General features: G+C 71.3%; 8 protein-coding genes. 6 read left to right on the top strand and 2 right to left on the bottom strand.

Annotation, left to right across the window (positions count from 1 at the left end):
* Nucleotides 1-18: 18 nt before the first annotated feature.
* Together IE209_RS03770 and IE209_RS03765 are read right to left on the bottom strand one after the other, a co-directional pair.
* Complete coding sequence (locus tag IE209_RS03770) at nt 19-3,465, bottom strand: hypothetical protein (RefSeq protein WP_189685692.1); 3,447 nt, start codon at nt 3,463-3,465, stop codon at nt 19-21.
* 21 nt (nt 3,466-3,486) lie between these two features.
* Nucleotides 3,487-6,792 carry a DUF6603 domain-containing protein gene (locus IE209_RS03765; RefSeq protein WP_189685691.1) on the bottom strand — a complete coding sequence of 1,102 codons (3,306 nt, stop codon included), beginning with the start codon at nt 6,790-6,792 and terminating at the stop codon, nt 3,487-3,489.
* A gap of 230 nt (nt 6,793-7,022) precedes the next feature.
* Here IE209_RS03765 and yaaA point away from each other — a divergent pair, with 230 nt between their 5' ends.
* The 6 genes from yaaA (at nt 7,023) to IE209_RS03735 (ending at nt 13,649) form a co-directional block, all read left to right on the top strand.
* Nucleotides 7,023-7,796 carry a peroxide stress protein YaaA gene (yaaA, locus tag IE209_RS03760; RefSeq protein WP_189685690.1) on the top strand — a complete coding sequence of 258 codons (774 nt, stop codon included), beginning with the start codon at nt 7,023-7,025 and terminating at the stop codon, nt 7,794-7,796.
* 20 nt (nt 7,797-7,816) lie between these two features.
* On the top strand, nt 7,817-8,680 hold the full coding sequence (locus tag IE209_RS03755) for a 2OG-Fe(II) oxygenase (RefSeq protein ID WP_189685689.1): 864 nt from the start codon (nt 7,817-7,819) through the stop codon (nt 8,678-8,680).
* On the top strand, nt 8,667-9,512 hold the full coding sequence (queF, locus tag IE209_RS03750; RefSeq protein ID WP_189685688.1) for an NADPH-dependent 7-cyano-7-deazaguanine reductase QueF: 846 nt from the start codon (nt 8,667-8,669) through the stop codon (nt 9,510-9,512). Before IE209_RS03755 ends, queF begins: the two co-directional genes overlap by 14 nt.
* 115 nt (nt 9,513-9,627) lie before the next feature.
* A complete protein-coding gene (locus IE209_RS03745; protein WP_189685687.1) occupies nt 9,628-10,872 on the top strand; it encodes a PEP-CTERM sorting domain-containing protein in 1,245 nt (414 codons plus the stop codon).
* A gap of 90 nt (nt 10,873-10,962) precedes the next feature.
* Nucleotides 10,963-11,526, top strand: coding sequence for a biliverdin-producing heme oxygenase (locus IE209_RS03740; protein ID WP_189685686.1), 564 nt, complete (start codon nt 10,963-10,965; stop codon nt 11,524-11,526).
* Nucleotides 11,523-13,649, top strand: a complete 2,127-nt coding sequence (locus tag IE209_RS03735; RefSeq protein WP_189685685.1) for a GAF domain-containing protein — start codon at nt 11,523-11,525, stop codon at nt 13,647-13,649. The genes IE209_RS03740 and IE209_RS03735 overlap by 4 nt, the downstream gene beginning before the upstream one ends.
* Nucleotides 13,650-13,705 lie beyond the last annotated feature (56 nt).

Raw genomic sequence — 13,705 nt, 5'->3', positions numbered from 1 at the left:
CCCTCTCTCCGTCCTTCTTCACCGCGGGACCAGCTTGCTGCCGGCGTAGTAGCCGCGGAACGGGCGCTGCAGCAGCGCTTCGGCCACCAGGGCTGCGTGTGGCTCGGTCCAATCCGGCTGGCTTCGGGCCGGTGGCGCCCTGCGCAGGTCTGCTCCGCTGAAGCACTGGCCGGCGGCCACGCCGACCTCGCTCCAATCCACGTCCATCCAGCCAGGGCCCTGGCGGCGCGGGCCGTCCGGGTCGTCGAAGCCAAAACGCGGCTCGGTCATGTGCTCCTCCAGCACGAAGAACCAGTTCCGCAGCTCGCCTTCCTCGGGGCGGATGCTGGGGCCGAAGCCGACGTAGGTGATGTCGCTGCCCAGGTGCCCGCGCAGGACGGGGCGTTCGATGGCGTTCGGGTCCATCTCGGCCGGGCTGTCACCGCCGGGCCGCTTGTCGTTCGGTGCCTTGGGGTAGGCGTAGATCGACAGGTTGGGAAAGCGCTCGAGCAGTTGGCCACGGACCAGCAACACCAACATCGCCGCGCTGCCCGGCTGGCTACCCAATGGCCTGGGCCCCCATTGGTGGATGGGGTCGATGTCGGTCGCACCGTCCAGCCGCTGCCAGAAGTGGCGCAGGGGCGTGCCGCGCTGGTCGGTCGGAAAGCCCTGCCACAGCAGCTCGCGGCCCATCTCGTGGTTGGCTCCCAGCATCAGCGCCTCGACGAAGCGCGGGTTGGTGCTGACGGCCATGATGAAGTCGTCCGGCAGCGCGCCCACGCCAGGGAGGAAGACTTCGGGTGCGATGCGCTCGAGCTTGCGCGACAGTGGCATGGTCAGATGCGGATAGGCCATCACGCGGTCCCATGCCAGGGGGGTGACGAGGCGCAGGTTGGGCGTCAGAGCCAGATCCAACCGCGTTTGCAGGGCTGGCCCGACCAGCCCGCGTGCGGCGTCGAAGGCGACGGCCTGGCCGCCCAGCGTCAAGGTCGTGGCCAGCCGCTGCGGCACGGTGTTGGCCGGATCCACGCGCGCCCGCACCTGTGCCACCGTCTGCGCGCGGGCGAGGTCCACGGGCGCGACGGCGATGGAGCGCGAGTGCTGCACGGATTCCTTCAGCCCGTGGTAGTCGCGGAAGGCCTGCGCATAGCGCGCCAGCACGGCCGGGCGCTTTTCCAGCGGCGGCAGGGTCACGGTGTGGATCCTGTCGGACGGCACCGGCGGGGCCGGTTCCGATGCCGGCGTGAAGCGGCCTTTGTGAAAGCGCAACTCGACCACTGCGCTGCCCTGGCCCAGCGTGTCGACCGGCATGCCGGACCACAGCGCCGCGAGGCCGTATTGGTGCAACGGCGCCAGCGGCACCCGGGCCAGGGTCTGGGCGGTGCGCCCGCCGGGCATGCGGCCGGGGTCGCTCGGTGGCGGGCCCAGCAGCGCACCGGCCCGCCGGATCTGGCCGCTGGCAGCTTGCAGCTGCAGGCCCTGGGCGTTGACGCGCCCGCTGACCGACACGCTGACCAGCACGCCATCGACACGGCTCTTGCTGGCCTGCTGCAGCAACCTTTCCACGGCCGCCATGTCCAGTGGCTGGCCCGATGCGGATTGCAGTTCCCGCAGGCGCCGCCTGTGCACTTCCGTCAGGATGCCGGTGGTCCAGATGTCGCCCAGCTGCGCGGGCGCGGGCTTGGCGCGTTCGGCGGCCTCGCGCGCGGCGGCGGTGCGATGGCGCAGCTGCTGCAGCTCGGCGCCCGTGATGCTGCCCTCGATGCCGAGGTACTCTTTCAGGTCGATGGACTGCGACAGGTCGGCAGGCATCGGAATGGCGTCGAACGAGCGGCTGCCCTGCAGGCCGTCGGGCACGAACCGGTTGGGGTCGATGCGCGCCAGGTGATGGCTCGCGTCGGCGAACTGCGTGAACAGGTTCTTCAGCTGCTGCGCCGGGCTCGGCAGCACCGCATCGCGCGTGCGCCAGCGAGCCAGGCGCAACGCGGGCCGGGTCGGTGCGCTGAAGCGCCGCATTGCGCCGTCGAAGAGCTCTGCCGGCAGCGTGCTGTTCTCGATGCGGCCGAACAGGCTCTCGGCCACGCCGAGCTGGAGCCGGCCGCGCGCCGGCGCCAGCACTGCCAGCAGGCGGTGCTCCGGCAGGCGTGCCAGGTGGCGGCGCTCCACCGCCTTGAGCACGTCGCGTGCCAGGCGGCTCAGCGAGAACGCACGCTCAGCCGCCAGCACTTCGCCGACCTGTTCCCAGGCCGCCTGCATGAACTCGTCCTGGTGGCGCCGCACGATCTCCGCGCCCCAGCCGGCGGCCAGGCGGTAGCGCGGTTGCAGGTTCAGCTGGTCCAGCCACCGGGTGTTGCACAGGCCCAGCTGCACCTGGTGGCGCCGGGCCGGGTAGGCGCCATAGAGCGGTGGCGACAACGTGGGCGCCCTGGCGGCCTGCGGGCTGCCGGCGCTGGCCAGCGCCGGGCCGCTGTCCAGCATGGCCTGGAGCTTGCTGGCCGATGGCATGTCGACCTTGTCGGGCTGGAAGCCCAGCGAGACCAGCGCACCCTCGAACAGGGTCCGGCCTGGCGCCGGGCCGTCGAACAGCAGGTAGTCGGCGTCCACGGCCACGGGCATCTCGCCGATGTGGCCCAGCTGCGCGCGCAGCGCCGTGTCGTGCGCGTACTTGTCCGGTGTGCGGATGCGCCGTGCCAGGGATTCGATGTCGCCCACCGGGCCGGTGCCGAAGGACCAGTGGTGGTAGACCGGCAGCTCGGTCGCGTTGGGCTGGGCATGGTTCCATGCGGGTGCCAGCGTGGCGTCGGCCGCCACGGGCTTGCCCAGGCCGCGCAGCCGGCCAACCTCGAATGCCGGCACCACGCAGGCGATGTAGGCCGTGCCCGGCTCCAGCCGGCGCGGGCAGACCAGGCGCGAGACGTTGCGCTCGGGCCGTTGCTGCAATTCGTTGCCGAGCTGGCCCACCGCATCGGCGCCATGTTCCGAGACGGCCTGCCCATGGGCCCACAGCGCGGCGTCGGCCAGGTCGGGCAACTCGCGGACGACCTGCTCGGCTGTCAGGGACAGGCTGGGCAGCGGGGCGCCGGGCTGCAGCCGCGGCTGCGTCGCTGCCGTGCTGCGCAGCACCACCAGCACCAGCCAGGGCCGCAGGCGTTGCCCCGTGGCCGCGAGCGGCGTCATCATCCAGGGGAAATCCGGTGGGTCGAAATCGATGGCGGCGAGGTAGTTGGGCTCGAAGTTGCGCGTGCCGGCGCGGGGCTCGGTGCGCACCACGAGCCGCGGGTCGATGCCGATCACGTCGCCTGGCCCGTACAGGCTCAGGTCGATTTGCCCGGACACGACGCCGGGGCCCTGGCCGTGCTCGCGGGCCTGCAGGGTGAGGCCGACGCTGATCTGCGGGCGGGCCGCGGCGGCAGGCGTGTCGGCCGCCTGCACGGCACGGGCCAGGCCGCGCCGGACCCAGGGCAGGAATTGGTAGGCGATGGGCATGGGGACCTTCCTGCAGGCGTGTCACAGCCACTCGGATAGCTCGGCCACCTCGGCCACTTGCACGCTCCGCCGCGCGCTGCCGGGATGGGTCGCGGCCAGCGCCTGGCTGGCCTGCCACACACTGGTCTGCGGCACCGCCTGGGCCAGCGGACCCAGCGTGGCGCGCGCGGTGGCGACGACGGGCGCGGGCTGGACCCGCACGGCCGCCTGCACGGGCGGCTGGTGCATGCGCTTGTCGCGCAGGCTGGAGCGACCGGCCGCGCCGAAGTGCAGCAGCTGTGCATCCAAGGCCTCGACGAATGCGACCTGGCCGAGGTGGCGCGCACTGCGGAGCGGCGGCAGCGCGGCCCCGAGATCGGCTTCCTCGTAGCCCATGGCGACCGTGGCTGGCGCGCCCATGGCAAAGCCGCTGTCGCGCAGCGCGTAGCCGGCCGGCAGCGATTCGAAGGAGGGCTTGTCCAGCCGCTCGCTCTCGCTCAGCTCGAGGAACTGGGCGGCGGCGAAGAAGTCGCGCAGCGGTTGTACTTGCTGTTCCATGCCGGCCTTGTCCGGCGAGGCCGCCAGCACCAGCCTGGGGCCGAAGAACTCGTTGGCACCCGCGATCCGGCTGCTGCCGAGCTTGTCCAGCCGCAGCTCCAAGGGCACGAGTTTCTGCTGGAACACCAGGGTGCCGAGGGGGTGCGCGAGCAGGCCGGGCACGCCTTGGATGCCGGCCACCGTGATGCAGGCCTCGCCGCCTTGGGGCAGTTGGGCGTTCCAGTTGGCCGGTGCGCCGATCTCGGCGGCGAGCAGGTCCGCCAGGGGCACCGTGACGGCAGGCGTGTCGCGGTCCGTGCCCCAGGCCTCGTCGATGTCGATGTGGATGTCGGGCAGCAGCGGCAGCTCGAACACGCCGCGCCCGCGGATGCGCCAACGCCCCGGGCCGCTCAGCATGCCCGTCACGTGGACGCTGGCCAGGTCGCCGCCGAACACCTGCAGGGCCAGGAAGGCGCTCAGGTCGACCTGGAAGCGAAAACGCGGCTGCAGCTCGCAGATCGCGTCGAAGCTCCACCCGCCTTCGACGCTGGCCGCGCCGAGGTCGGCCCAGATGCGCAGCTCCGAACCCATCTGCACCGTGGCCGAGGTGATGGCGAAGTAGCCCTTGAAAGAAATGCCGACGATGCCGATGTCGAAGGCCGCGCCGGCGCGGCGAAACGGCACCGGCAGATCGCCCGGCACCTCCTTGAAGCGCGGATGGAAGCCGCCTGCGCTGACCAGAAAGCCGGGCCGGGCACCGAATTGGGCCCGGAACGCGAACTGCCCCGTGATCGTGACGACGCCCACGCGCGAATTGCGCAGCACGGCGTTGCAGCCGATGGACAGCGGGTCCAGCGTGACCCAGCCATCGAAGTCCATCTGCAGGCGCAGCAGCGCGAGTTCCGCGGCGACCAGCGGTGGCAACTGCACGACCATCTGGCCGAGGATGGCGATCGTTCCTTCCGCCGGCGCGATGACGAGGCCCATGCGCACCTGGACCAGGCTGGGCGTGCCCCAGCCAAGTTCCAGCATGGGGCCAATGACAAAGCCGTCTTTCTTGACCGGGAACAGCGTGCGCAATGTGGCGATGATGCGCGGCGCCTCGGCCACGGGGTTCTTCGGAAACAGGATGCTGTCCAGTGCGCCATTGCCCAAGCCCTGCGACACCGCCTGGCGGTCGAAGGTGTGGTGCACGCCGATCAGCCCGCCCACGCCAGTGAGCGTGAAACCGAAGGACAGCTGCACCGGCGGGAACTGCCCGTACATCAGCAGCAGCAGCGAGAAGCCGGCTTCGCTGCGGGGATCGAGGAGGGCGATGGCCTTGACGCCGACGGCCAGCAGCTGCAACTCCAGCACGCCCGTGTAGCCGCCCCCCGCTTCGACCCCGAGGTAGCCGCCGCCCTTGACGGCCCCCGAGTCCAAAGCCAGGCCGATGCCGCTGGGTGGCCCGAGGGCGAAGGCCAGGGTAGGGACCTCGCCGCGGCAGTCGAGTTCCAGCTGCAAGCCCAGGCGATCGATGCTGGCCTGGAACGGACCGAGCTCCACGCCGAACGAGGCCGACAGCTCGGCTTGCAGCTGCAGGAAGCTGCCATCTCTGGGCGTGAGACCCAGATGGATCAGCTGCACCCTGAACGGTCCGGTCGGTGCGGTGGGCACGGCCAGGCTGGCGGCCAGGCCGGAGCCGTTCTGCAGGCGCAGCCCGCCGAACTGATCGGCCTGGGCCTCGATGGAGAAGTCCAGCGCGACGCTGTCGCCCAGCACCTGCTTCAGGAAGCTGTCCTCGGGCGCCAGTTCCGCGCGGACCTGGCGGGCGAACAGGTGCAGCAGCGGCGCGCCACTGTGCAGCTTCAGGCCGACGCCGAGCCCGCCGATGCGCAGGCTGGCGCCGCGGTGGGGGCCGATGACGAGCGTGCCCGCAGCCTGGCTGCGGGCAAGCGCGATCTCCAGCATGAAGTCGCCGCTGGTGCGCAGCGGCCCTGGCGGGTCGACCGGCAGGAAGGTGGTGACGCCGGCACTGGCCTTCAGCGTCAGAGGGAAGTCCTGCCCCTCGTGCTGCGGCGTGCCATCCACGCCCAACTGCAGCGTGGCCTGCAGGCCGGTGGGCGCATCGGTGTGCAAGCCGATCGCCACGCCGCCCGTACCTCCGGGCTGCAGCGGCAATTGCACGCGCGGTGCGGTGGGGCCGAGCGCCGGGAGGCCGCCCAACAGCATGGCCGCTGCGGTGTCGCGGGAAGGCTTCGCGAAGGAGCGGTCCATCATGCCGCCTGCGACCAGGCAGAGCCAGGCCAGCGCGGTCTGCGTGCTGGCGATCTCGGCGGCCGTACGGGCGCCCAGCAGGCGTGCCAGTCCGGGCCCCTGCAATCCGGCGGCCGGCCCTGGGGCGTGCGCATCGCCGCTGAGCGTCAGCAGCATCTTGCCCAGGCTGAAGGCGCTCGGATAGCGGCCCTGCGCAGGGGTGCGGTACAGGTCCTGGACCTGGCGCATGACGGAGCCGATGCTTGCCAGTGCCGGGCCTGGCATGCCGCCGTCCAGCGCGGCCACGGCGTCCCGGAGCTGGTCCAGCGCGACCAGCACTTCGGCCGCGATCTGGGCCGCGGTGGCCAGCGATTCGCGGTCGCTGCCGACGTCGCGGAATGCGGACAGGTCGGTGTCGGCCGACAAGGGCTGGTCGGGGTTGGCCAGGCCGAGCGTCTGCCAGAGCAGTCGCGCGGCCGGTTCCTGCTGCGCTGCGGGGAGCTGGCCGATCGCCCGGTCGACGGCAGCACGGAACCAGGCGCAAGCCAGCTCGAATACCTTGTCTGCTCGGGCCACGACGTTCTCCCGCTGCACGCAGCATTTGCGTGCGACGCATGCTCAAGGGGCGCCAAGAGCGTGTCAACGACTGGTTCAATCGGAAACAAATGTCGATGTTTGTGTACACGGTCTTGCGCAAATCTGAGGATGTGGCGTGGCCGAAGTTGTGCAAGCGACCCGGCAACAGGCGCCTGGGAAGGGCCTTCTGTGCGTGCCGGATAATTTCGGGCTGCACTTCTCCGCCACGCATGCTGTTCCTGCTGTCACCCGCCAAGTCGCTCGACTACGAGAGCCCGGCCACGCCGGTCTCGCCCACCCAGCCGCTGTTCGCCGAGCAGACGGCCGAGCTCATCGCCGTGCTGCGCGAGAAGTCGCCGCAGCAGATCGCCGAGCTCATGGACCTCAGCGATGCGCTGGCCGCGCTCAATGTCGCGCGCTACCAGGCGCACAGCCCGCGCGCCACGGCGCGCAATTCGCGCCCGGCGGTGCTGGCCTTTGACGGTGACGTCTACGGCGGCCTGGACGCACGCGCCATGCCGGCCGAAGACCTGCGCTGGGCGCAAAAGCATTTGCGCATCCTCTCGGGCCTGTATGGCGTGCTGCGCCCGCTGGACCGCATGCAGCCCTACCGCCTTGAGATGGGCACGGCCCTGGCCACCGAGCGTGGCAGCAACCTCTACCAGTTCTGGGGCGGCCGGCTGGCCGAGTACCTGGACGCCGAACTGGCGGGCAGCAAGCACCCCGTGGTCGTGAACCTGGCCTCGCAGGAGTACTTCAAGGCCGTGGACCGCAAGGTCCTGCAGGCCCGCGTCGTCGAGTGCGTGTTCGAGGAGTACAAGGGCGGCGGCTACAAGGTCGTCAGCTTCTTCGCCAAGCGCGCGCGCGGCCTCATGGCGCGCTACGCCATCACCCACCGCATCGCCACGCCGGCCAAGCTGCGCCAGTTCGACCTGGAAGGCTATGCCTACGACGCCGACGTGTCCGAACCGAACCGGCTGGTGTTCCGGCGCCGCGCTGATTGAACCGAAGAGAAAGGAGCCGCATGTCCGCCAACGCACCGACCCAGGCCGTCACGCCGCAGCTGCGCCAGTGGATCGTGGAACAGGCCCAGGCCGGCCATGCGCCCGATGCGGTGCTCAAGGCCATGCGCGACGCCGGCTGGGACGAAGACGTGGCCATCGAAGCCCTGGAGAACACGCTGCGCGAGCACCTCGAGCAGAACGCGGTGGCGGCCGGCCTGCCGCCCGCGGTGACCGTGCCCGAGCCCGCGCTGGACGATTCGCCGCTGTACCTGCAGGCCGCGGACCGCCGCGTGCATGTGCTGAGCGCCCAACTGCAACCGCGCATCGTGGTCTTCGGCAGCCTGCTGTCGGACGCCGAGTGCGAGGAACTCATCGCGCTGGCGAACCCGCGCCTGGCGCGCTCGCGCACGGTGGCCACCAAGACGGGCGGCGAGGAGATCAACGTCGACCGCACCAGCGACGGCATGTTCTTCCAGCGCGGCGAGACCGAACTCATCACGCGCATCGAGGCGCGCATCGCGGCCCTGCTGCGCTGGCCGGTGGAGAACGGCGAGGGCCTGCAGATCCTGCGCTACGGCCCGGGCGCCGAGTACAAGCCGCACTACGACTACTTCGACCCGGCCGAGCCCGGCACGCCGACCATCCTCAAGCGCGGCGGGCAGCGCGTGGGCACGCTCGTGATGTACCTGGGCGAGCCCGAGCGCGGCGGCGGCACGGTGTTTCCCGACCTGCACCTGGAGGTCGCGCCCAAGCGCGGCAACGCCGTCTTCTTCAGTTACGACCGGCCGCACCCGAGCACGCGCACCCTGCATGGCGGCTCGCCGGTGCTGGCCGGTGAAAAATGGATCGCCACGAAGTGGCTCAGAGAACGTGAATTCGCCTGAACAATCCCCGCTCGGCAAGGCCTCTCCCTATGCCGACCAGTACGACGCCTCGCTGCTGTTCCCGATCGCCCGTGCGGACAAGCGTGCCGAGATCGGTGCCGACGGCAGGACGCCCTTCTTCGGTGCCGACCTCTGGACGGCCTACGAGCTGAGCTGGCTCAACCCGCGCGGCAAGCCGCAGGTGGCACTGGTGCAGTTCACCATCCCCTGCGAGACGCCCAACATCGTCGAGAGCAAGTCCTTCAAGCTCTACCTGGGCAGCTTCACGAACACGAAGTTCGACAGCGTGGACGATGTCCGTGCGCGCCTGCGCGCCGACATCTCCGAAGCGGTCTGGCGCGGCAGCGAGACGCCGGCCACGGTGGGCGTGCGCGTGCTGCTGCCCGAGCAGTTCGACCAGCAGCCCATCCACGAACTCGACGGGCTGAGCCTGGACCGGCTGGACCTGGAGTGCACGCAGTACCAGCCCGATCCCTCGCTGCTGACCGCCGCCTTCGACGAATCGCCCGTCACCGAGGTGCTGACCTCCGACCTGCTCAAGAGCAACTGCCTGGTCACGGGCCAGCCCGACTGGGGCAGCGTGCAGATCAGCTACTCCGGCCCGCAGATCGACCAGGCTGGCCTGCTGCAGTACATCGTGAGCTTTCGCAACCACAACGAGTTCCACGAGCAGTGCGTGGAGCGCATCTTCATGGACATCTGGCGCCGCTGCCGGCCGGTCAAGCTGACGGTCTACGCGCGCTACACGCGGCGCGGCGGACTGGACATCAACCCCTGGCGCACCAGCCATCCGGGCGCGGTGCCGGCCAACGTGCGCACGGCGCGGCAGTAGCCGACAACGCACCGCACCGCATATGCAGAACGTATGCGGCGCAGCGGTTTCAGATATTTGATCCGTGGCGGGGGCCGCCCTAGCATCGGCGCCCCAACGACACGGAGACAGATCCATGCACCGCACCACCGCGCGCGCCACGCTGCGCGCCCTGGCACTGCCGGCCCTGCTGGCCTGCGCGGCCGCCCAGGCCGAACCCATCAGCGTGCTGTTCGTCGGCAACAGCTACACCTTCGGCCGCGTCGACCCGGTGATGGGCTACAACGCCGCCAACGTGCGCGACCTCACGGCGCCGATGGCGGCCGCCAACAGCACCGGCAGCAATGCCTTCGAGCCGCACCCCTGGGGCGGCGTGGCCGGCATCTTCAAGCAGCTCACCGTGCAGGCCGGGCTGGATTACCAGGTGGCGCTGTCCACGCGCAATGCGGCCTCGCTGCGCGGCCACTTCCTCAACAGCAACCCGGCCGGCTGGGACCTGCGCGGCAACGTCGCCAGCCAGGCCTGGAGCAAGGTCGTGCTGCAGGAGCAGAGCGACGAGCCGCTGCCCAAGCAGGCCGGCCTCGCCTCCAACCCGGCCTACTTCAACACCTACGTGAACCTGCTGGAGAACTACATCCACCAGGGCCAGGCCCTGGCCTACCGCGAGCGCGAACTGATCGGCGGCAGCAATGCCGCCTGCGCTGCGATCACGGGCGCCTCCACCGGCACCTGCGGCAACCTGCGCGAGATCCCGGCCAACCCGAACGCCAGCGCCGACACCGAGGTCTACCTGTACCAGACCTGGGCCCGGCCCAACCTCGTCAACGCGCCCTTCACCACGGTGACCGATCCCGTGACCGGCGCCGTCAGCTTCACGGACCAGCCGGCCCCCTCGTTCTACGCCTCGCTGCAGGACATGACGGCCGACCTGCGCGACGCCTATGCCCAGGCCGCGCAGGATGCCGGTGCCGACGGCAGCGGCGGCATCACCGCCGTGGCGCCCGTGGGCGAGGCCTTCATGCTCGCGCTGGCCATGGGCGTGGCCACGGCCAACCACTACGCGCCCGATGCCGGCACGGACGGCCTGCCCGACCTGTGGTGGGACGACGGCACCCACGCCAGCCTGTACGGCTCCTACCTCAGCGCGCTGACGCTGTACGGCACGCTGACCGGCCTGGACCCGGCCGCCTTCGGTGCCGGCGAGATCGCCGCGCGCGACCTGGGCATCAGCGGGCGCGAGGCGGAGCTGCTGCAGCGCGTGGCCAGCCTGCAGCTGGGCTTCGCGCCCGGCAACGAGGTGCCCGAGCCTCCCTTGCTGGCGCTGCTGGGCCTGGCCGCGGCAGGATGGGCACTCGCGCGCCGGCGCCGGTCCATCAAATGACGTAGGGCGCCGCGGGGCGCGGCATTACCATTGGCCCCCGTTACTTTTCCATCTCGCCCGGGGGCGATTCCTTCCTTGTCAAACGACGCCATGCAGGCGGCTGCAGCGGTTGATCCCGTGCAGGCGCTGCGCAGTGCCACGCAGGCGCTGCACGCTCAACTGGACAGCCAGCTGCCGCTGGCCCAGCCAGTCGATGCCACCCAATCCCTGGAGCGCTACCACCAGCACCTGTGCGTGCTGCACGGCTGGCTGTCGGACCTTGCTGCGCTGCTGCAACGCGTCGGTTGGGGCCAGGGCCTGCTCGAGCCGCTGCGCGCCGACCTGGCCGACGCCGGCCTGGCCGGTGCGTCCGCCGGCCAAGCCCGGCCGCCCTCGGACAGCCAGGCCTGCGCCTGGGGCGTGGCCTATGTGGTGGAAGGTTCGCAGCTGGGCGGCCGCGTGCTGCACCAACGCCTGCGCCGCGCCGGCGTCGATGCGCCGCTGCGCTACCTGGAGGGCCGCGGCGCAGGTACCGGCACGCACTGGAACGGCTTCCTGCAAGCGCTGCGCGCGGCGCTCGTGGAGCCGGCCGACGTCGCTGCTGCCAGCCTGGCTGCCTGCTGGGCCTTCGAAGATCTGCTGGCACGCTTCCGGCAGGCGGGCGCGATCCGATGAACACGCCGGCCGAACCGCTGGGCCTGTCCAACTGCGACCAGGAGCCCATCCACATCCCGGGCCGGATCCAGTCGCACGGGGTGCTGCTGGCCTTCGGTGCCGACGGCCGGCTGTCGCACCGCAGCACCAACGCCGCCGACATGCTGGGGGCCGCGGCGCCGGCGCTGGGACAGCCGCTCGGTCAGACCTGTTTCGCCGCCGACCCTGCCATGCAGGGCCTGGTGCAGGAATGCCTGGCGGGCGAGGCCGACGGATCGCAGCCCGTGGCCATCGAGGTCGCGCTGGCCGGCGCGGCGTTCGAGCTGATCGGCCACCGCCAGGGGGTGTTGCTGCTGCTGGAACTCGAACGGCTGGGCGACGAGGCGGCGCTGCTGGCCGACGACGCCTTCAAGGGCCACAAGGCACTGGTGCGGCTCAAGCGCCAGCGCACGGTGGACGATCTGCTGGCCGTGGCCGTGCAGGAGGTGCGCGCGCTGACCGGCTTCGACCGTGTGATGGCCTACCGCTTCCGCCACGACGACAGCGGCGACGTGGTGACCGAGGCGCGCGACCCAGCGCTGGAGCCCTTCGCGGGCCGGCGCTATCCGGCCAGCGACATCCCGGCCCAGGCGCGCCGGCTGTACCTGCTCAACACGCTGCGCACCATCGTCGAGGTGGGCAGCCAGGCCGTGCCCATCGAGGCGCTGGAGGAAGGCGGTGCGCCGCTGGACCTCTCGCACAGCGTGCTGCGCGCCGTCTCGCCCGTGCACATCGAGTACCTCACGAACATGGGTGTGGCCGCGTCCATGAGCATCTCCATCGTCGTGCAGGGCCGGCTGTGGGGCATGCTGGCCTGCCACCACATGCGCCCGCACCACGTGCCCTACCGCGTGCGCAGCGCCTGCGACGTGCTGGCCCATGTGCTGGCCGCCGACGTGCAGACCGCGCTGGCGCGGGCCAGTGCCGCGCGTGTCGCGGCGGCCGCGGACGCGCGGGCGCACGCCATCGAGACCTTGCTGCATGCCGAAGAAGGGGCACAGGCACTGGCGGGCCAGGCCGAGGCGTTGACCGGCATGCTGCAGGCCCATGGCCTGGTGCTCGCCGAGCGCGGGCGCGTGCTGGCGGCCACGGGCGTGGCGCCCGAGGTTGCGCGCGAGCTGCTGCCCTTCCTGGCCGCGCAGACGCCGCTGCACAGCGGCCTGTGGCACTGCGACAACCTGGACGGCATGCCGCCGGCGCTGCGCGAGGCCCTGGGGCCCTGGTGCGGCCTGCTCGCGCTGCGCTTTTCCGATGCGACCGACGGCTGGCTCGTGCTGCTGCGCAAGGAAGAGGTCGAGACCATCGCCTGGGGCGGCCGGCCCGACAAGGTGTACCGCCACGGGCCGCTCGGGCCGCGGCTCACGCCGCGCGGCAGTTTCGAGGTCTGGAAGGAAACCGTGCGCGGCCGCTGCGTGCCCTGGAGCGAGACCGACCTGGAGATCGCCCGGCCCTTGCTGAGCGAACTGGCGCGCGCCAGCGCCGCACGCAGCGCCGACCTGGACCGCGCGCGCAGCCACTTGCTGGCCTTGCTGAGCGCGGGTGTGGATGGTGCCGCACCCGAACCCGTCGACCCGCAGCCCGCTGGCAGCCGCATGCAGCGCCTGGTGGCCCAGGTGCTGGACGCGGCCCGCGTGCGCGGCGGCACCGGCCTGGATCTGGCACTGGCGCCGGTGGATCTCGCCCAGCTGTTGCAGGCCGTGGTCGACGAGCTGCAGTCGGCCCAGCCGGCGCAGCGTTTCGTGCGCGAGTGGCCGCGCAGCCTGGCGCTCGACGGCCATGCGGCGCGGCTGCGCCAACTGCTGGTCTGCCTGGTCGGCAACGCCGCCCGCCACGGTGCGGCGGACGAAGCCGTGGTGGTGCAGCTGCGCCGCGAGGGCGAGGCCGCGGTACTGGAGGTCAGCAACGTGGCGCCCGAGATCGTGGCGCCGGTGCTGGCGGCCTTGTTCGACCCCTTCCAGCCCGGTGCGGCCGGCCTGCAGGCCAGCGGCGACGGCCTGGGACTGGGGCTGTACATTGCGCGCCAGATCGCGCGCGCGCATGGCGGCGAACTCGAATACGCCTACGCCGAGCCTTACGTGGTGTTCACGCTGAGGCTGCCGGCGTAGACCGGCGCCAGGGCGTCGGTGTTGTTTGCCAAGGATGTTGGGGACAGCGCATCCAC

Origin of the sequence: Pseudorhodoferax aquiterrae, from assembly GCF_014652235.1 — a bacterium.
Lineage (GTDB): Bacteria > Pseudomonadota > Gammaproteobacteria > Burkholderiales > Burkholderiaceae_C > Pseudorhodoferax > Pseudorhodoferax aquiterrae.
The sequence above is the reverse complement of the archived record's forward strand: the minus strand, read 5'-3'. Positions and strand labels throughout refer to the sequence as shown.